This window comes from Streptomyces sp. NPDC043952 (genome assembly GCF_056435325.1).
In genome coordinates, this window is sequence record NZ_JBWKES010000001.1 from 119,053 (window position 1) to 136,421 (window position 17,369).

The window sequence follows — 17,369 nt, forward strand, 5'->3', positions numbered from 1 at the left end:
CCGCCCTCGGGCGGCCGGCGGCTCAGCCGCCCACGCTGACGCCGAGCGCCCCGAGGGAGCCGGGCGCCCCCGCCCGCCGTACCGCGATCGAGCCGTACGGCGTGCGCAGCCGCAGCCACGCGCCCGAGGACAGCAGCCCGGTGTCGGCCGCCCGAGTGCCCGGCCGCAGGAAGCCCAGGGACTGCGCCGCGTGCACGGCCCGCACGGGCAGCTGGGTGTGCCCGATCTCGCGGGACCAGATGTCCCGCCCGATCCGGTCCAGCTCCGCGCGGGTACGCCCCTCGGGCGGCAACTCCTCGGTACGCGCCCGGAATTCACCGACCGCCGCGGCGACGGTCGCCCGCAGCGCGTCCGGCGCCGGCAGCCCCGGCTCGGGCCGCCAGCCGCCGCGCGGCGGCAGCACACCGGCCCAGGGCGGCCCGGTGACCGTGCCCGGCACGGCCGCGGTGGCGGCCCGCTCGTCCACCGACTCCAGCAGCTCGCCCGCGGAGACGGTGGCGTCGAGGGTGACGTCGAGGCCGTTCTCGTACGGCTTGGCGAGCCGTACCGCGCGTACCGCGAGCACCTCGAAGGACGGCGGCTGGCCGAAGACGGCGAGTGCGGTGCCGGCCGCCTGGAGGCGCACCGCGGCACCGCGGTCGTAGTGGAGCAGCCGGGCGAGGAAGGCGGCGAGGTCCGCCGCCTCCGTCTCGTCCACGAGGTGCAGCACCGTCATGCGGCGACGGCCTCGCCCTCTTCGGCTCCGGCCTGCTCCAGGTACTGCCCGAGGAACTCCCGCTCCTGAGCGGTGATCCGGCGCGGCCGCTGCGCCTCGAAGTCGAACGGTACGACCACGGTCGAGGCCCGCACGTACACCGCGTCCGCGTCCTTCACCTCGTAGGCGATGGTGAAGGACGCGGCCCGGATCTCGGTGACCCACAGCTCGATGTCCACCGGGTGGTGCCGGTGGACGAGCTGGCGCTTGTAGTCGATCTCGTGGCGCGCCACCACGGAGCCCTGCTGGAACTCCTTGTCCGGTCGGACCATGAAGTTGATCCGGGCTTCTTCCAGGTAGCGGACGAAGACCGCGTTGTTGACATGGCCGTAGGCGTCCATGTCGGACCAGCGCAGCGGGCACGCGTAGATGTGGCGCAAGACCGATCAGCCCCGCGTCAGCTTCTTGTAGGTCGCCCGGTGCGGACGGGCGGCGTCCGCACCGAGGCGCTCGACCTTGTTCTTCTCGTACGACTCGAAGTTGCCCTCGAACCAGAACCACTTGGAGTCGCCCTCGTAGGCGAGGATGTGGGTGGCGACCCGGTCGAGGAACCAGCGGTCGTGGGAGACGACGACGGCGCAGCCGGGGAACTCCAGGAGCGCGTTCTCCAGGCTGGACAGGGTCTCGACGTCGAGGTCGTTGGTGGGCTCGTCGAGGAGCAGCAGGTTGCCGCCCTGCTTCAGGGTGAGCGCCAGGTTGAGGCGGTTGCGCTCACCGCCGGACAGGACGCCGGCCGGCTTCTGCTGGTCGGGGCCCTTGAAGCCGAAGGCGGAGACGTAGGCGCGGCTGGGCATCTCGACCTGGCCGACGTTGATGTAGTCGAGCCCGTCGGAGACGACCTCCCACAGCGTCTTCTTCGGGTCGATGTTGGCGCGGCCCTGGTCGACGTAGGAGACCTTGACGGTCTCGCCGACCTTGATGGTGCCGGAGTCGGGGGTCTCCAGACCCTGGATCATCTTGAACAGCGTGGTCTTGCCGGCGCCGTTCGGGCCGATGACGCCGACGATGCCGTTGCGCGGCAGCGTGAAGGACAGGTCCTCCACCAGGACCTTGTCGCCGAAGGCCTTGTTGAGCTTGTCGACCTCGACCACGACGTTGCCCAGGCGCGGGCCCGGCGGGATCTGGATCTCCTCGAAGTCCAGCTTCCGCATCTTGTCGGCCTCGGCGGCCATCTCCTCGTACCGGGCGAGGCGGGCCTTGGACTTGGCCTGGCGGCCCTTGGCGTTGGAGCGGACCCACTCCAGCTCGTCCTTGAGGCGCTTCTGCCGCTTGGCGTCCTTCTGGCCCTCGACCTTGAGGCGGGCGGCCTTGGTCTCCAGGTACTTGGAGTAGTTGCCCTCGTAGCCGTGCAGGCGGCCGCGGTCGACCTCGCAGATCCAGCCGGCGACGTTGTCCAGGAAGTACCGGTCGTGGGTGACGGCCACGACGGTGCCGGGGTACTTGGCCAGGTGCTGCTCCAGCCAGTTCACCGACTCGGCGTCGAGGTGGTTGGTGGGCTCGTCGAGGAGCAGCAGGTCGGGCTGTTCCAGGAGGAGCTTGCAGAGCGCGACGCGGCGCTTCTCACCACCGGAGAGGTTGACGACCGGCCAGTCGCCCGGAGGGCAGCCGAGCGCGTCCATGGCCTGCTCCAGCTGGGCGTCGAGGTCCCAGGCGTTGGCGTGGTCCAGCTCCTCCTGGAGCTTGCCCATCTCCTCCAGCAGCGCGTCCGAGTAGTCGGTCGCCATCTGCTCGGCGATCTCGTTGAACCGGTCGAGCTTGCCCTTGACCTCGGCGACGCCGTCCTGGACGTTCTCCAGGACCGTCTTGTCCTCGTCGAGCGGGGGCTCCTGGAGGAGGATGCCGACGGTGTAGCCGGGCGACAGGAACGCGTCGCCGTTGGACGGCTGCTCCAGCCCAGCCATGATCTTCAGCACGGTCGACTTGCCGGCACCGTTCGGACCGACGACGCCGATCTTGGCACCCGGCAGGAAGTTCAGGGTGACGTCGTCGAGGATCACCTTGTCGCCGTGCGCTTTGCGCGCCTTGCGCATGGTGTAAATGAACTCAGCCAAGAGAAACCGTCCGGCAACTTGAAATCTGGCAGTGGGCAGATACACCCCATCTTGCCGTACGGCCACCCCTGCGCGGAAACCCGTCGGGGCGGGGGGGCTGTGACCTGGGGCTTCGCGGGTGGCCGCCGCGGCTCGCCTGTCACCCTCCCGAGATCGGGCCGCGACTGTGGATCTCGGACAGTGAGGAGAAGTACCGGGCCGAAGTGAGTACGTGTGCTCTGGGCGAGGCCGGGTGGGCGGGGCCACGCTCGGGGGATGCGTCGAGGACTGTGGAAGAAGGCGGCCGGGCGGTCGGTGTGGGTGCTCGGGATGGGGGTCGTCGCGGCGGGGCTCTGGGCCGGGTGGCTGGGGTGGGATCAGCACCAGGACGTGCGGGCCGACGGTACGGGGAGCGGGCCGTACGCGGTGTGGCAGGTGGCCGGGCTGGTGCTGACGCTGCTGATGCCGGTCTGCTGGGCGGCCTCGCGGCGGCAGGTCGTGGGACCGGTGGCCGGGACGACGGCCGGGCTGGCCGGCGCCGCCTGGTGGGACTGGTCCGACGACTCCACCGGTCTCTTCGTGATCGGGGTGGCCATGGTCACGCTCGGGAGCCTGGCCGCCACCGTCCTCGTCTGCACGCTCGTCAGGGGCGTGGCACCGGGCAGACCGCTGACCCGTCCGCCGCGCGCCGGGGTCACTCGCCGGGCTGTTCCCGCTTGCGCAGCACGACCAGCACCGCGCCGCCGATGACGACCAGGCCGATTGCGGCGCCGGCTATCAGAGGGGTGAGGGCGGAGCCGCCGGTGGCGGCGAGGTCGGTGTCGTCGGGGGCGGGCGTGGTGAGGGGAGTCGGCTCGCCGACGGTCTGGACGGCGGTCTTGGCGACGATCGTGCCCTGTATCTTGCAGTCCAGGACGCCGGTGAAGCGGCGGGTGAAGCCGTTCGGGCCGGTGATCGTGAAGTCGTAGCCCTGGTCCTCCTGGAGGGGGACGGGGATGGTGCGCGTGGTGCCGGCCGGGACGGTGTGCCCGGTGCCCATCAGGCTGAAGGTGAAGGGCTGGTCGCCCTTGTCGGAGGCCGTGATGTCCACGGTGCCCTTGGCGCAGTCCTTGTGGGCCGACACCGCCGGTATCGCGCCGCGCGCGGCCCAGTCGGCCGTCGCGCTCGCGGAGACCGCGGACTCGCTGGAGCCGGCCAGGATCTGGGTCTGGCCGCGGCTGTCGGAGGAGAGGGCGCGGCCCACCGGGACGGTCGTCGACGCCTGCACGCTCAGCTGGGCGGAGCCGTCCGCCGCGTCCCGCGGGATCCGGAAGTAGAGCCGGCTGCCGTCCTTCGCCGTGGTGAGCGCCCTGCCGGTCTTGTCGGTGATCCGCACCCCGCTGGTGGCCGCGTCCGCAGGCGGTATCACCGCGACCGGGCCCGCATTCGTGTGCACGGTCACCGGGCCGACCACGCTGCCAGGGCGGCCGGAGACCGCGGGCGGGTCCAGGGTCAGCGAGGCGCCCGGCTCGGCGCTGCCGCGGGCGCTGCGCTGGAGGTAGTCGGCGAGCTTCTCGGCCTCCGGCGCCACGGCGTCGATCCTGGCGTGCTCGGAGTAGCGCCAGATGGCCACCTGGGTGCCGGCCGCCGCGTCCTGCTCGGTGAGGGTCCGTACACCGGCCTGGTGGGCGAGCGCGGCGAGGTCGTTGACCTGGGGGTAGGAGTGCTGGACGATCCAGTGGATCTTCCCCGCGTCCCGGTTGGTGCCGAGCGAGGTGCCGCTCCAGGACGTCTCCTGGTAGCGGGCGTCGCGCTGCACCGGGCTGTGCAGGTCGACGCCGTACGTCTGGAGGGTGCCGCCGCCGTCCACCGACATCTCGAACAGCCCCGCGGACACGCGCTGGTCGCCGCCGGTCCCATGGACCACGGCCTCGCCGAAGGTCTTCAGGCCGTCCAGGGTGGCGCTCGCCCCGCCCTCGGTCTGCGGCGCCACATCGGCCGCGGCCGTACCCGCGCCGGACAGCACACCGGCCGCCACGAGCCCGGACACCGCGGCGGTGGCGGCCAGGCGGGACACGGCGGTGGACCGGCAGAACCCAGAGAGCGCAGCAAGCACAGAATTCCCCTTCGAGCAGGACCCGTTGGATGTGGGGGACGGGTCCCACCAGCAGAATCGGCGGCCCCGAGGGGCACGCCCGGCATCCTATGGACTCGGGCCCTGCCTCCCTGGCCGGTCGGATGATCCGATGGCGTTTCCGATCCGGAATCGTTATCGCCGGACCGCCTTTGAGCAGCACTTATCGATAAATCAACCCGGCTGGAAGGCTGACTTCACGTCACCGTGGCCGGTTCCGCAACCTGTTGGTGGTCGGTGCTCTCGCCGGTGTCCGGTGGACGCGGGGTGGCCCAGTCGGGCTCGGCCCGGTTCGCCGCGGCGGGGGGCTCCGGTTTGGCCGCGCGGCGGAAGACCGCCGTACCACGGGAGAGGTCATGGCCGATGGCCGTGGCGTCGATGTCCGCGGACGCCCACTGCTGCTGTCCCTCGCGCCCGTCCGTCCGCACCTTCAGCCGGCCCTGCACGACCAGCGGCTGCCCCACCTCCACCGACGCCATCGCGTTGGCGGCGAGCTGGCGGTTGGCCCACACCGTGAAGAAGTTGGTGTGCCCGTCCGTCCAGGCACTCTTCTCCCGGTCCCAGTAGCGCGCGGTGGCCGCGAGCCGGAACCGCAGCGACGGCCCCGCCGCCAGCTCCCGGTACACCGGCGCGGTCGCCACGTTGCCCACCACACAGATCACGGTCTCGTTCATCGTCTCGCTCCCCTCCCCCGCCCGGCGCGCTCGGCCGGGCGGGCGGACGTACGGGTCCGTCCCGTACGGCGGCGTCTGCCACGGCCTCAGAGTGCCCGCGCCGGACCGGTCCCGCCGAGCGCTGTGGACGGCCCCCGCGCCTGTGGAAAACTCCGCCACCCACACGAGTGAGCACCACCGGCGAGCCACCCCGGCCCACGGCACCGATCCAAGACGTACGGCACCGGCCTACGGCGTTCGGCACCGGCCGGCGTCGGCACCTGCCAGGGCGTACAGCGCCCGCCCACGGCGTACGGCCCCCGCCCCACCCGGCACCGCCTCACCCGGCACCACCCCACCCGGCACCCCGTCAACTCACCCGGTACACCCCCGACTCCTCCATCCCGGCCTCCGGCCGCACCACCCTCCCGTACTGCTCCCGCACCTCCCCGTACCGCAGCAACTCCGACGCCACGGGGTCCAGCACCCGCGCCCGGCCGCAGCTCGCGGCCGACTCGCGCAGGCGCCGTTCCGCGTCCTGGCCGTAGCGCCTGGCCGGCCCCCGCGCGGCCATCCGGCAGCCCCACTCCACCAGCGGCCCACCGACGATCCCGCACACCATCAGCAGCACCGGAACGCCCAGATCAGGCGCCATCACCCCGGCGATCTGCCCGGCCAGCCACAGCCCGCCCGCGATCTGGAGCAGCGTCATCGCCGCCTGGACCAGCACCGCCACCGGCCACCAGCCCGGCCGCGGCGGGCGCCCGGAAGGACCCCCGGCCCGCTCCGCCAGCTCGTCCAGCGCCTCCGGCAGCCCCTGCGCACCGCGTACGGCGGCCTCGCGCACCGCCTGCGCCCACGGCACCGGCAGCCCGGCCGAGGCCCGGTCGGCCACCGTACGGACCGCCTGTTCCACGCGCTGCCGCGCCGTCGCCTCCTCGTCCGGCTGGGCGTTCACCTGATGGCGGCCGGTCGGTGCCGTACCGCGCCTCTGGTACCAGCGCCACAGCCGCAGCCAGGGGGTGCCGCAGGCCCGGTTGGCGTTGCGCAGCCAGGCGCGTTCCGCGGCCTCGCCCGCCGCGGTGGCGCCCACCGCGTCCGCGAGCCGCGCGGCGAACTCCTCGCGCGCCTCCTCGCTGAGCCCGACCCGGCGCCCGGCGGCGTAGACGGGCCGCAGTCCGGCCGCGGCCGCGTCCACGTCGGCGGCGACCCGGCGGGCCGCCGCGCCCCGCTCGGCCACGAACTCGCCGAGCGCCTCGCGCAGATCGCCGATGCCCTCGCCGGTGAGCGCGGACAGCGCGAGCACGGTGGCGCCGGGCTCCCCGTGCTCGCCGAGCGCCACGCCGTCCTCGTCCAGCAGCCGCCGCAGATCGTCCAGGACCTGGTCGGCGGCCTCTCCGGGCAGCCGGTCGACCTGGTTGAGGACGATGAACATGACCTCGGCGTGCCCGGCCATGGGCCGCAGATAGCGCTCGTGCAGCACGGCGTCGGCGTACTTCTCCGGGTCGACCACCCAGATCACCGCGTCCACCAGCTTCAGGATCCGGTCGACCTGTTCACGGTGCTGCACGGCGGCGGAGTCGTGGTCGGGCAGGTCGATCAGGACCAGCCCGCGCAACTGCTCCTCCGACTCCGGGTGGTGCAGCGGACGGCGGCGCAGCCGGCCCGGAATGCCGAGCCGGTCGATGAGGCCCGCGGCGCCGTCGCTCCAACTGCACGCGATCGGCGAGGAGGTGGTCGGGCGCCGTACCCCCGTCTCCGAGATGGCCACTCCGGCGAGTGAATTGAACAACTGCGACTTGCCGCTGCCGGTGGCGCCCGCGATCGCGACGACGGTGTGCCGTCCGGACAGCTTGCGCCGGTCCGCGGCCTCGTCCAGGACCCGGCTCGCCTCGGCGAGGGTCTGGCCGTCCAGCCGCGTCCGGGAGAGCCCGACGAGTTCCCGCAGGGCGTCCAGGCGGGCACGCAGGGGGCCTTCGTAGGCGAGCGGGACGATCGTACGGGCCCCGCCGCGGGCCGGGACCGGCTCCAGGGGGGCGGCGAGCGCGGCGGCGTCGGCGATGCGGCGGGCGATGAGGCCGTCGTCCCAGGCACCGGAGGAGTCGGCGGACTCGGAGGAGCGGGCGGAGCGGGAGGGCTCGGGAACCGCGGAGGGGGCGGGGGACGCGGAGGGGGCGGCGGGTGCGGCGGGTGCGGGGGCCGCGGAGGGGGCGGGCGCGGGGGCCACCGGTGCGGGGGCCGAGGGGCGCTCGGCGCGGGAGGTGCGGTCGGCGCGGGAGGTGCGGTCGGCGCGGGGGGCGCGGTCGGCGCGGGGGGCGCGCGCCGGTCCGCCGCCGGGCTCGCCGTCCCCGCTTCCCTCTTCTCCCGCCGGACCCGGAGCGGCCTTCCGCCCGTCGCCACCGCCTTCCCGTACCCCGTCCTCCGCTACGACCCCGCCCGCACCCGGCATCGGCGCCCCCTCCTCGCCCCGGTCCCCCGCGGCGGGGGCCGGGGTGATCGTCGTACCGTCTCCGTCCCCCCCGTCGTCCTCCGCCGCCCCCTGGCCCCCCTGGGCTTCTCTCACTCCTTGGGCCACCTGGGACCTCTCCCCCTGCTTGACGATGTCGATGGTCTGCGCGTCCGCCCGCGTGCGGCCGTTGTCACCGGAGCGGCTACTGCGGCCGCTGCGTCCGGCGTGGTCACCGTGGTCGCCGTTGTCGCTGTGATCCACGGGGTCGATGCTCTCGACGTGATCCATGGGCGTGGCCTCGACGCGATCGGTGTGGTCCATGTGCTCCTGGTCAGTGACGGCGGCCACCGGTCACCTCTCCTTCTGCAGTACGGACAGGGCGGCGATGAGCTCGGCCTGGGGCTCGGGATGGATGTCGAGGGCGTCGAGCGGGGCGAGCCGGCGCTCGCGCTCGCGGTGGACGACGCGGTCCACGTGCTCGGTGAGCAGCCGTTCGGCACGGTCGCGCAGGCGCAGCGCGCCATGGGCGCCGACCCGGTCGGCGAGCCGTTCGCCGGCGTGGCGTGCCCGGCGGCCGCCCAGCAGGGCGGTGGCGGCGAGGGCGGCCACGGCCTCGGAGTCGGGCGCGACGCTGCGGTCCAGCTCCCGCACCTCGTCCTCGGCGTACTCCTCCAGCTCGCGCCGCCAGCGCCGGACCGCGAGGCCGATACGGTGCTCCGTACTCTCCGGCGAGGGATCGCACCCGGCGAGGCCCGGAGCCTGTGCGGCGGGTTCGCGGCGCCAGGCCTCGGCCACCCGCTCGTCGGCGGCGGTGACGGCGCACAGCAGCAGCGCGCCGAGGCTCTCCACGAGCGCGTCGAGCAGTTCACCGGCGGTGCAGTCCAGCGGGAAGGCGCGCCAGCGCTTGAGGGCGCCCCCGGCGAGTACGGCACCGGACTGGAGGCGGTGGCGCAGCCGCGCGTGCTCCCTGTCGTACGCGCTGTCCACGGCGGTGGTGAGCCGGAGCGCCGCCGCGTACTGGGCGGCGGCCGCGGCGGCCAGCTCGGGCATACGGGTGCGCAGCGAGTCGAGGAGGCCGTGGGCGGTACGGGCCATGGCGTACTGCCGGGCGCCGGGGTCCTGGGCGTGCTGGATGAGCCAGGTGCGCAGGGCCGCGACGGCGGTGGCGGGCAGCAGGCCCGCGCTCCAGACGGATTCGGGCAGCTCGGGCACGGTGAAGCGGGGTACGTCGCCGAGGCCGGCCTTGGTGAGCAGGGCGGCGTACTGCCGGGAGACCTCGGAGACGACCTGGTGGGGCACGCGGTCGAGGACGGTGACGAGCGTGGCGTCGTACTCCTTGGCGGTGCGCAGCAGGTGCCAGGGGACGGCGTCGGCGTAGCGGGCCGCGCTGGTGACCATGACCCAGATGTCGGCGGCGCAGAGCAGTTCGGCGGCGAGGACGCGGTTCTCGGCGACCAGGGAGTCGACGTCGGGCGCGTCGAGGAGGGCGAGGCCGCGCGGGAGGGTGTCGGCGGTCTCGATGCGCAGGGCGCGCACGGGCTGGTCGCCGGGTTGCTCGCCGGGGAGCAGCAGGTCGTCGTCGCGGGAGGCGTGGTGCGGCATCCAGACGCGCGCCAGGTCGGGCAGGACGCGCATGCCGCTGAACCAGTGGTGATCCGCCGGATGGCAGACCAGCACCGGGGTGCGGGTCGTCGGCCTGAGCACGCCCGCCTCGCTCACCCGGCGCCCGACGAGGGAGTTGACGAGGGTCGACTTCCCGGCGCCGGTGGAGCCGCCGACGACGGCCAGCAGCGGCGCCTCGGGGGCCCGTAGCCTGGGCATGAGGTAGTCGTCCAGCTGGGCGAGGAGTTCGTCGCGGTTGGCACGCGCGCGTGGGGCACCGGCGAGGGGCAGCGGAAAGCGTGCGGCGGCGACACGGTCGCGCAGAGCGGAGAGTGTGTCGAGCAGCTGAGGCCGTACGTCCAAGGTCACCACATGTGAAGAATGCCCAATTTTAGGGGAATTCTGAAGCATATGGACATGTCTGCGCGCCGACGGAACAGAAAGGGCGGATGGGGCGACTGGGACATGGGCGCGGGCCAGGCATAACGAGTGCACAACACCCGGCGGCGCCGGACGCCAAAAGCGCTGCACGATTCGCACCTGCCTGCGATTATCAGGACCGCTTCACCGAACCTCCACATCGAGCCACGGAGGCGAAGCGACAGGGTCGGCGAGCAGGGAGCTTTATCCTTGAACGCGCCACCAGGCCCCCGTAGCTCAGCGGATAGAGCAGGCGCCTTCTAAGCGCTTGGCCGCAGGTTCGAGTCCTGCCGGGGGCGCTCTGTGATGGGCTGGTCGACAGCCCGGACGGACGCAGCGGCCCGCCGACCGGCCCGGACGGGTTCCGGTACGGCGGCGGCCGAGATCATGCTTGCGATCGCCCCCCTTTCGGCGCCAGGTCGTCACGAGTCACATGGCGCGAGCGCACCAACCACTCGCCGTCGACCTTGACCATGACGTCCTCGCAGACGCAGGTGAGTCGGAGCTCTGGACGGCCGCCGAGCTTCGTGGCGAAGATCAGCGCGTAGCAACGCACATGCAGCGAACCGTCGGCGACCTCGTCGATGGCCACCATCCCGTGCCAGTGCCGACGCTGCTCACCCGCCGCGACGAGCTCCGCATAACTCTTGGCGACCCCGGCCGCAAGGGCTTCGCGGCCCCGTACCGGCTCCGGGAGGGTCTCCGGCGCGAAGCAGCCGTCCGGGGTGCACGTGGCCGCCCATTCGTCCGCCCGGCCGCTGTCCAGCAAGTGGAAAGGGCGCGCGTAGAACTGCTGGACTTCCGTGTAGACCTCGGCGAACGTCTGGCGGTCCGCCGGAAGTTCGGTCAGGTTTGTCATCGTGTTTCCTCCTGGGATGGGGAGTGGCGCGAAGACCCGGTCACATGTCGAGCAGAGCGACAGCCCTGGTCCAACCGGCGCCGGCGCCTCGGATCTTCACGGGGAAGCAGGACACTTGGAAGCCGTGCGGACTGGGCAGGGACCCGAGATTGGCCAGTCGTTCGATCTGGCAGTACTCGCGCTCCCTGCCTCGGAAATGGGCGGGCCAGAGCACGGACTTGTCACCCGTTTCCGCGTACCGCTTGAGGATGTCCGGGAAGGGCGCGTCCAGGCTGAACGCGTCGGTTCCGATAACCCGCACGCCAAGGTCCAGCAGAAAGTCGGTGGCCGATCGGTCGAGACCCACCAAGTCGGTGAAGTAGCCCATGGAGCCGGCTCGGCTCTCGGCCCCGGTGGTGAGCAGCGCGATGTCGAGCGGCTGGGGCCGGTAGTCGATACGCTGAAGCTCCTTCGCCAGGAACTCGGCGTCGACCACGTGTCCGTCCGCGCCGCTGATGTCGAGCAGGAAGCCGGGGCGGAAGAACCAGTGCACCGGGAGCTCGTCGATGTGCCTCGGGCGGCCGTCCCCGTAGCTCGCGCGCGAGCCGTAGTGGGAAGGGGCGTCTACGTGCGTGCCGGTGTGTGTGGTCAGCGACAGGGTGTCGATCGACAGCAGTTCCCCGTCCGGAAGATCGGCCGGGTCGAAGACCGTCCCGAAGTGCTCCCGCATCTCCTTCGCCATGTGCCGGGCACCCTCGGCGGGCGTGGTGACCTCGTGCGAGACCGGCTCGGGCTCCCAGCTCGACGCATCGATGGAGGTGGACAGGTCGATCAAGCGCATATGGCGATCCCTTCGAGCGATCAACCGTGTTGAGGAGAGGTCAGGAGGCGGCGAAGAGTTCGGAGTGAACCCGCACGTTCTCGCCGCCGAGGGCGATACGCCTGGTCATGTGGGCTCCGAGGGGAGTCCGCGCCAAAAGACCGGCGAGCCTGGGCTGGAGGAAGGATGCGACTCCCGACTGTGCCAGCATCCCGCGGCTCTGCCTGATCTGGGTCTGCATGACCGAGCGGATAGCGGCGGAGCGGGCTCGCTGGAACTCACCGAGGCGGTTCTTGCCGGCCTCTCCGGACCGGACCGCCGCCACGAGCACGGGATGGAGCACGGCCGCGTCCTGGAGGGCGAGATTGATCCCCTGGGCCCCCAACGGGCTGTGGGTGTGCGCGCTGTCGCCGAGCAGCACCAGCCCGTCTCTGGCCCATTGGCCGGCCTGGGCCGCGAACACGTCGAGGAGGGTCAGATCCCTGAGCGAGCGGATGGCATCGTCCACCAGGTGGGCGTACTCCGGCAGGGCGCGCTTGACCGCCGCCTTGGCCGCCGGGAAACCGGCTTGAGCGAACCGCTGGTAACCCTGGTGCGGAAGAGTCAGGCCGATCTGCACCGCGTCGGGGTACGAGTCGTACACCAGAACCGGTCCCGCCTCCGACCGATGGATGCGTGCCATGCGCGTTGGCCGCTCCAGGGCGGGGAGCTTGAACCACAGCACGTCGAGGGCGAAGTCCTCGCTTCGACGATGCTTGAGCCCGGCCAGGGACCGTGTCTTCGAGTAGCGGCCGTCGGCGCCCACGACACACAGGGCCCGCACGCGGTCGACACCCGCCCGGCCGTCGAGTACGGCGCCGACGACGGCACCATTCTCGATCACGAGGCCCGAGATACGGCTCCCCAAGAGCAGCCGGAACCCCTCGAACTCCTCACATCGCTTGAGTAGTTCCTCCAGGATGTGGCGCTGGGGAAGGCTGAGCATGTGATCGTGGGGTGGCGGCAGCCGGCCGTAGTCGATGTCCATGAGGACGCGGCTGCCCTCCGTGAGGCGGAACCGCTCCAGGACGTGCGAGCCCCGTTGCCGCGCCGCGGACAGGACGCCGATCTCGTCGAGGATCCGCAGGCCGCCCGGCTGGATGATCTCGCCGCGGTACTCACGCTCGAACGAAGCCGAGCGCTCGGCCACGGTGACGCGGCACCCCGAACGCAGCAACAGCAGCGCGAGGGCCAGGCCCGCGGGGCCCGCGCCGATGACGCACACGTCCGTTGTGACGGACTCCATGGCGTCTCCTCCTGTCTGGTGGAAAAGGGGTTCTGTTCCGGTACGGCGGAGCATGCCGGACCGGCTCAGCCGAGCGGGCCGAGCCCGCCGTCCACCGTGATGACCTGGCCCTGGATCCACGCGGCCTCCGACCGGCAGAGCAGGGCCACGACGTCCGCCACATCCTGGGGGCGGGTGAGCCTGCCCCCAGGTGTCCGCCGGGCGAGAACCCGGCTGAGTTCGGCGTTGACGTCTGCCGTGTAGCCCTTGTCCAGCTTCGCGGTCGACACAGCGTTGACCGCGATGCCCCGGGGGGCGAATTCGACGGCGAGGTAACGGACCAGGCTCTCCAGCGCGGCCTTGGCCAGACCAGGCCCGAGGTAGCGGGGTACGACCCTGCGCAGAGGGTGCCGCACATGTCATCTTCCGCCGCGAGATCACCGCCGCCGCCGATCCCGACGCGAAGCGCGAGCAGATGGTCAAACGCTACAAGACCGAGCTGATGCACCCGTACTACGCCGCCGAGCGCGGCCTGGTCGACGACGTCATCGACCCCGCTGCCACCCGCGAGGTGCTCATCCGCTCCCTGCGGATGCTCGGCGCCAAGCACGCCGACCTGCCGGCTCGCAAGCACGGCAATCCACCGCAATGACCAAGGACCAGGAGCCCGCCATGGACATCCGGATCCGCAGAGGGGATCCCACACCGGAGGAGTTGGACGCGCTGACCGCGGTCCTGACGGCCTGCGCCGCTGGCCGGCCGCACTTCACCCCTAGCCTCCGCCCGCAGGCTCGCCGGCTCCGCCCGGAGCGCGTCGCCGGCTACCGCAGCCCCATCAGCTGGCACTGACGAGCCGGGGGCCGGCGCCAGGGCCCGCCGGCCGGGGACATGGGCCGGGGTGGCCGGCACGGTACGACGACGCACTGGACGGATACGAGCGTTGTTAGGCTGAGCCCATGTCCGTTGACGCCCAGCACGTCGAATTGCGTACGGCCCGCCCCGAGGACGCGGAGGCGGTGGCGGAGATCTGGTACCGCGGTTGGTGCGACGGGCACCTGGGGAACGTTCCCGAGGCGCTGGTCGCGGTGCGGACACGCGAGTCCTTCACGGAACGCGCCGCACACCGCCTGTCCGATACGACGGTCGCGGTCGCCGGCGGCGAGGTCGCCGGGTTCGTCATGGTGGTCGGGGACGAGGTCGAGCAGGTTTACGTCTCCGAACGGCACAGAGGCAGCGGGGTGGCGGCCCGGCTGCTGGGCGAGGCAGAGCGCCTGGTGGCGGCGGCCGGTCACCGCCGGGCATGGCTGGCGGTCGTACCGGGCAACGCCCGCGCGCGGCGGTTCTACGACCGCAACGGCTGGACCGACGAGGGGCCGATCGAGGACTACGCCCCGCACGACCAGGGACAGGTGCCGGTGCCCGTGCACCGGTACGTGAAGCGGCTCACGGCCGGGGCTTAGCGGCTGCCGGTCCGACCATACTTCGGGATGCCCGGAGCGCTCGGCGTGCCCGGAGCGCTCGGTTCGAGAGGGGAGAACGGCGTGCGACTGCGCTGTGCGGTGCTGGACGACTACCAGGGCGTCGCCACCGAGTCGGCCGACTGGTCGGTGCTCGGGGACGCGGTGGAGGTCGTCTCGCTGCGTACGCACCTGGCCGACGAGGACGCGCTCGCCGCGGCACTCGCCGAGTACGACATCGTCGTCACCCTGCGCGAACGCGTCGCGTTCCCCGGCTCGTTGCTCGCCCGGCTGCCCCGGCTGCGGCTGATCGTGGCGACCGGGATGCGCAACACCGCGATCGACTACGCCGCGGCCGAGGCGCGGGGCGTCACCGTGTGCGGGACGCAGAGCTCCGGGACTCCCCCGGTGGAGCTGACCTGGGCGCTGCTGCTCGGGCTCGCCCGCGGGATCGTCGAGGAGAACACGGCGCTGCGCACCGGCGGACCCTGGCAGTCCACGGTCGGCGCCGATCTGCACGGCGCCCGGCTCGGTGTGCTCGGGCTCGGCCGGATCGGCGCCCGGGTCGCACGGGTCGGGCTCGCCTTCGGCATGCGCGTCGCCGCGTGGAGCCCGCGGCTGACCAAGGAGCGCGCGGCCGAGAACGGGGTCGAACTGGCCGCCTCCAAGGAGGAGTTGCTGGCCGGCAGCGACTTCGTCTCCGTGCACGTGCCCGGCGGCGACCGCACGCGCGGGCTGATCGGCGCCGCCGAACTCGCCCTCCTGAAGCCGAGCGCGTACCTGATCAACACCTCCCGCGCCTCGGTGGTGGACCAGGACGCCCTGCTCGCCGCGCTGCACGAGGGCCGGATCGCGGGCGCCGGCGTCGACGTCTTCGACATCGAGCCGCTGCCCGCCGGCCACCCGATGCGCACTGCCCCGCGCCTGCTCGCCACCCCGCACCTCGGCTATGTCTCCGCGGCCAACTACCGCACGTACTTCACCCAGGCGGTGGAGGACATCCAGGCGTACCTGGCGGGCTCTCCGGTACGACGACTGCCCTGAGCCCTGTTGAAAGGGTGATCCCCCGCTGATCACCGTGACCCCCGCCGGACGGCCGCGTTGAACGGGGAGTGCGACGGCAGGACCGGCCGTCGCCTTTCCCGAGCGACAGGAGGAACGTGATGTCTCGCATCGCGAAGGCGGCCGCCGTGGCCCTCGGCACCGGCGCCGTGGTGATCGGTGGGGCCGGGCTGGCTCTGGCCGACGCGGGCGCCCAGGGTGCGGCCGTCGGCTCGCCCGGCGTGCTGTCCGGCAACGCGATCCAGGTCCCGGTCAACATCCCGGTGAACGTGTGCGGCGACACCGTGGACGTCATCGGCCTGCTGAACCCGGCCTTCGGCAACACCTGCGTCAACCAGGGCGGCACCCTCGCGCAGGGCCACGGCAGCTACGGCGACTGAGGCTCAGACGCACATCGCGAAGGGCCCCGGCACCTCCGAGCGCCGGGGCCCTTCGCGTCCACCACCAATCCAAACCCACCGACTCACCGGTGCCGGCACCGGCTCACGCGTACCGGTAGACCCCGCTCATGTCCTCCAACTGGTCCGGCGTCACATTCCACGGCGGCAGCTTCTCGTGCCGGGCGACGACCCGGCCGTGCTGCGGGTCCCCCGCGCCGGGCGGCTCGGCCGGCAGATAGCGGTGGCTGCTGTGCGCGCGCTGCCAGCGTTCCCACTGCATGTCGAGGTAGGCGTGGTGCAGCCAGAACACCGGGTCGTTGACGGACGCGGCGCCGAGCATCGCCCCGCCGACCCAGCGGTGCACCCGGTTGTGGTTGTGCCAGGAGGCGCTGCCGCTGCCGGTGCCCCAGCCCTCCAGCTTGTTCCGGAAGCCCTGGGTGACGGTGGAGTCCCAGGGCCGTACGTCGTAGACCGGGTCGTTCAGCGCCCAGTTCACGTCGTCCCGCGTGGGCAGTTGGATGGGTGCGGCGGCGCGGCCGAGGTCGCGGGTGAGGTAGTGGCCGTCGGTGACGCCCACCGTGATGGTCCAGTTGCCCGTCGCGTAGGCGAACGGCCCGGTCGTCACCTGCTGGTCGGAGCGCCGGCCGTTGCCGCCGAGCAGGTCCTTGGTCCAGGGCACCGAGGTCGCCGTGCGGTCCCGCGTCCAGTCCCAGTACGGCACCGTCACCGAGGAGTCGACGCGGCGCAGCGCGTTCTCCAGGTCCAGCAGGAACCGGCGGTGCCAGGGCAGGAAGGACGGCGCCATGTGCGCGGCGCGCAGCTGGGTCTCGCCGTCGGCGGCGAAGTACGCGATGTGGGTGCGCACGAATTCGTCGTACTCGCCGCGCCGCTTGATCTCCAGCAGGGCGTCCACGAACCGTTTCCGCTCGTTCGCGGTGAGCGCGCTGACGTTCTTACGCACGTACGCCATGCCGGCCCCCCATCCCCATGCCGCCCGCGCCACTCATGTCCATGCCGCCCATGCCGCCCGTGTCCATGATGATGCCCATGCGGCCCAGCATGTCCTTGACGCCGTCGGGCAGGGCGCCGTCCAGCGGGCCCGGCGCCGGCTCGCTCAGCCGCTGGCCGGGGCCGAGTTCGTCCACCGCGGCCCGCGCCGCCTCGCGGGGCGTGCGGTACGACGTGTAGTGGTCGACCATGCTCAGCCAGGTGCCGTCGGCGCGCCGCATCAGATGCAGCGGGCGCCCGTCGACCGTGATCCGCCAGGCGTCGTCGGCCGTGCTCCGTCCCGCGTCCGCCAGCCGGACCCCCTGGATGCGCCGGCCCCGGTACGTCTCGTCGAAGGAGTCACCGCCGGCGGCCGGGGGCACCGGCCGGGACGCGGCGACGACCGGCGCGAGGGCGGCGGCGGCGACGCAGGACAGCAGTCCCCGCATCACCCGCCGCCGCCCTGGACCGGCCACCGTATCCGTTCTGACCTGCTCTGTTACGCCTGCCGCCGCTGCGTCGTCGCCGTCGACCATCGCA

18 protein-coding genes, 1 tRNA gene and 1 pseudogene are annotated in these 17,369 nt (G+C 72.5%); 7 read left to right on the plus strand and 13 right to left on the minus strand.

The window, feature by feature from the left end; translation table 11 throughout:
* Window positions 1-22: 22 nt before the first annotated feature.
* Genes AC069R_RS00540 through ettA form a run of 3 tightly spaced genes read right to left on the minus strand, consistent with a single transcriptional unit; the run spans window position 23 to window position 2,805 of the window.
* Entirely contained in the window at window positions 23-715 is a 693-nt protein-coding gene (locus AC069R_RS00540; RefSeq protein WP_478763280.1) for a DUF8185 domain-containing protein, read from the minus strand.
* Window positions 712-1,134, minus strand: coding sequence for an acyl-CoA thioesterase (locus tag AC069R_RS00545; protein WP_478763282.1), 423 nt, complete (start codon window positions 1,132-1,134; stop codon window positions 712-714). Before AC069R_RS00545 ends, AC069R_RS00540 begins: the two co-directional genes overlap by 4 nt.
* A gap of 6 nt (window positions 1,135-1,140) precedes the next feature.
* On the minus strand, window positions 1,141-2,805 hold the full coding sequence (gene ettA, locus AC069R_RS00550) for an energy-dependent translational throttle protein EttA (RefSeq protein ID WP_397985894.1): 1,665 nt from the start codon (window positions 2,803-2,805) through the stop codon (window positions 1,141-1,143).
* A gap of 255 nt (window positions 2,806-3,060) precedes the next feature.
* On the opposite strand from ettA, the gene AC069R_RS00555 reads away from it, so the two are divergent.
* Entirely contained in the window at window positions 3,061-3,534 is a 474-nt protein-coding gene (locus tag AC069R_RS00555; RefSeq protein ID WP_478763284.1) for a hypothetical protein, read from the plus strand.
* Here AC069R_RS00555 and AC069R_RS00560 read toward each other — a convergent pair.
* The 4 genes from AC069R_RS00560 to AC069R_RS00575 form a co-directional block, all read right to left on the minus strand.
* Window positions 3,479-4,879, minus strand: coding sequence for a TQXA domain-containing protein (locus AC069R_RS00560; RefSeq protein ID WP_478763286.1), 1,401 nt, complete (start codon window positions 4,877-4,879; stop codon window positions 3,479-3,481). The genes AC069R_RS00555 and AC069R_RS00560 overlap by 56 nt on opposite strands.
* A 215-nt stretch (window positions 4,880-5,094) precedes the next feature.
* Window positions 5,095-5,571 carry a single-stranded DNA-binding protein gene (locus AC069R_RS00565; protein ID WP_478763288.1) on the minus strand — a complete coding sequence of 159 codons (477 nt, stop codon included), beginning with the start codon at window positions 5,569-5,571 and terminating at the stop codon, window positions 5,095-5,097.
* A gap of 349 nt (window positions 5,572-5,920) precedes the next feature.
* Entirely contained in the window at window positions 5,921-7,999 is a 2,079-nt protein-coding gene (locus AC069R_RS00570; RefSeq protein ID WP_478763681.1) for a YfjP family GTPase, read from the minus strand.
* 351 nt (window positions 8,000-8,350) lie between these two features.
* Window positions 8,351-9,973 carry a dynamin family protein gene (locus tag AC069R_RS00575; RefSeq protein WP_478763290.1) on the minus strand — a complete coding sequence of 541 codons (1,623 nt, stop codon included), beginning with the start codon at window positions 9,971-9,973 and terminating at the stop codon, window positions 8,351-8,353.
* Window positions 9,974-10,247: 274 nt separating this feature from the next.
* Here AC069R_RS00575 and AC069R_RS00580 point away from each other — a divergent pair.
* A tRNA-Arg gene (locus AC069R_RS00580) sits at window positions 10,248-10,320 on the plus strand.
* Window positions 10,321-10,406: 86 nt separating this feature from the next.
* On the opposite strand, the gene AC069R_RS00585 is transcribed toward AC069R_RS00580, so the two are convergent.
* The 4 genes from AC069R_RS00585 to AC069R_RS00600 all read right to left on the minus strand — a co-directional run bounded on the left by AC069R_RS00585 (window position 10,407) and on the right by AC069R_RS00600 (window position 13,359).
* The gene (locus tag AC069R_RS00585; protein ID WP_478763292.1) at window positions 10,407-10,880 is read right to left on the minus strand and encodes a nuclear transport factor 2 family protein; all 474 of its coding nucleotides are present in this window, start codon (window positions 10,878-10,880) and stop codon (window positions 10,407-10,409) included.
* Between the two features lie 40 nt (window positions 10,881-10,920).
* Complete coding sequence (locus AC069R_RS00590; protein WP_478763294.1) at window positions 10,921-11,700, minus strand: cyclase family protein; 780 nt, start codon at window positions 11,698-11,700, stop codon at window positions 10,921-10,923.
* Window positions 11,701-11,740: 40 nt separating this feature from the next.
* Window positions 11,741-12,964 (minus strand): FAD-dependent monooxygenase, encoded by a 1,224-nt coding sequence (locus AC069R_RS00595; protein WP_478763296.1) that lies wholly within the window; start codon window positions 12,962-12,964, stop codon window positions 11,741-11,743.
* A 65-nt stretch (window positions 12,965-13,029) separates the two neighbouring features.
* Complete coding sequence (locus AC069R_RS00600; protein WP_478763298.1) at window positions 13,030-13,359, minus strand: SDR family oxidoreductase; 330 nt, start codon at window positions 13,357-13,359, stop codon at window positions 13,030-13,032.
* Here AC069R_RS00600 and AC069R_RS00605 point away from each other — a divergent pair.
* From AC069R_RS00605 to AC069R_RS00625, 5 genes and pseudogenes are all read left to right on the plus strand, one after another.
* A pseudogene (locus AC069R_RS00605) lies at window positions 13,344-13,595 on the plus strand (carboxyl transferase domain-containing protein); the annotation flags it as partial. The gene AC069R_RS00600 and the pseudogene AC069R_RS00605 sit on opposite strands and share 16 nt — an antisense overlap.
* Window positions 13,592-13,792 (plus strand): acyl-CoA carboxylase subunit epsilon, encoded by a 201-nt coding sequence (locus AC069R_RS00610; RefSeq protein WP_478763300.1) that lies wholly within the window; start codon window positions 13,592-13,594, stop codon window positions 13,790-13,792. The pseudogene AC069R_RS00605 and the gene AC069R_RS00610, both read left to right, overlap by 4 nt.
* A gap of 107 nt (window positions 13,793-13,899) precedes the next feature.
* The gene (locus AC069R_RS00615) at window positions 13,900-14,403 is read left to right on the plus strand and encodes an N-acetyltransferase family protein (protein WP_478763302.1); all 504 of its coding nucleotides are present in this window, start codon (window positions 13,900-13,902) and stop codon (window positions 14,401-14,403) included.
* 81 nt (window positions 14,404-14,484) lie between these two features.
* Complete coding sequence (locus AC069R_RS00620) at window positions 14,485-15,444, plus strand: D-2-hydroxyacid dehydrogenase family protein (protein ID WP_478763304.1); 960 nt, start codon at window positions 14,485-14,487, stop codon at window positions 15,442-15,444.
* A gap of 119 nt (window positions 15,445-15,563) precedes the next feature.
* A complete protein-coding gene (locus AC069R_RS00625; RefSeq protein ID WP_397985885.1) occupies window positions 15,564-15,842 on the plus strand; it encodes a chaplin in 279 nt (92 codons plus the stop codon).
* Between the two features lie 103 nt (window positions 15,843-15,945).
* Here AC069R_RS00625 and AC069R_RS00630 read toward each other — a convergent pair whose 3' ends face one another.
* Together AC069R_RS00630 and AC069R_RS00635 are read right to left on the minus strand one after the other, a co-directional pair.
* Window positions 15,946-16,812, minus strand: coding sequence for a tyrosinase family protein (locus AC069R_RS00630; RefSeq protein WP_478763306.1), 867 nt, complete (start codon window positions 16,810-16,812; stop codon window positions 15,946-15,948).
* Window positions 16,796-17,365 (minus strand): tyrosinase cofactor, encoded by a 570-nt coding sequence (locus AC069R_RS00635; RefSeq protein WP_478763308.1) that lies wholly within the window; start codon window positions 17,363-17,365, stop codon window positions 16,796-16,798. Before AC069R_RS00635 ends, AC069R_RS00630 begins: the two co-directional genes overlap by 17 nt.
* Between the last annotated feature and the right edge of the window lie 4 nt (window positions 17,366-17,369).